The organism is Nocardioides iriomotensis, from assembly GCF_004168035.1.
In the GTDB taxonomy this organism is placed as follows: domain Bacteria; phylum Actinomycetota; class Actinomycetes; order Propionibacteriales; family Nocardioidaceae; genus Nocardioides_B; species Nocardioides_B iriomotensis.
Genome location: NZ_SDPU01000044.1, coordinates 1 through 1,012, shown reverse-complemented (window position 1 = coordinate 1,012; position 1,012 = coordinate 1). Strand labels below are relative to the sequence as shown.

The 1,012-nt window shown below is 68.1% G+C and carries 1 protein-coding gene; it reads left to right on the top strand.

What is annotated here, in order from left to right:
- Positions 1-103: 103 nt before the first annotated feature.
- Positions 104-1,012 (top strand): IS481 family transposase (locus ETU37_RS22890; protein ID WP_129989805.1); only part of this gene is annotated, 909 nt, incomplete at its 3' end.

Here is a 1,012-nt window from a genome sequence, read left to right as displayed (position 1 = left end):
TGTACCCGGCCACGAGGTTGGTAGCAGCGCGCCTGCTTGAACGAACGAGAACCCCCGAATGGGATGTGGCTTGTCTAAGGCCCACTCCCACCCGGAGGTTCTCGTGTCCCACGGTAGTGCCCGGCTGACCGTTCATGGTCGGCTGCTGATCGTGCAACGCCACCAGGCCGGCTGGAAGAAGGCCCACATCGCCGCCGCGATGGGTGTCTCCCGCAAGTGCGTCAAGATCTGGATCGACCGCTACGACGCCGAGGGCGAGGCCGGACTGGTGACCCGGTCCTCACGGCCGCACGCGACGCCGACCAGGACCAGCGACGAGGTCGAGCAGAAGGTGCTGGCCGCCCGCGCGGAGCACCGCGATGGCCCCGACGTCCTCGGGCCGAAGGTCGGGGTGCCGGCCCGCACGGTGTCACGGATCCTGCGCCGCCACGCCGTGCCCTACCTGCGCGAGTGCGACCCGATGACCGGGGCGGTGATCCGCTCCTCGAAGCAGACCGCCGTGCGCTACGAACGCGAAAAGCCGGGCGAGCTGGTGCACATGGACGTCAAGAAGCTCGGCAAGATCCCCGACGGCGGCGGCTGGAAAGCCCACGGTCGCGAGATGAGCAGGACCGGAGCCCACAAGCGCGCCAAGATCGGCTACGACTACGTCCACTCCCTCGTCGACGACCACTCCCGGCTGGCCTACTCCGAGATCCTGCCCGACGAGACCGGCAAGACCTGCGCGGCCTTCCTCGAACGCGCCGCCGCCTACTTCGCCACCAAAGGCATCACCCGCATCGAACGGGTCATGACCGACAACGCCTTCGCCTACCGCCACTCCAACGACCTCAAGCGCGTTGTCGCCGACCTCGGCGCCGTCCAGAAGTTCATCCGCCCGCACTGCCCCTGGCAGAACGGCAAAGTCGAACGTCTGAACCGCACCCTGGCCACCGAGTGGGCCTATCGCCAGCCATTCACCACCAACGCCGCCCGACTCGCCGCCCTTGCCCCCTGGCTCGAGCACTACAAC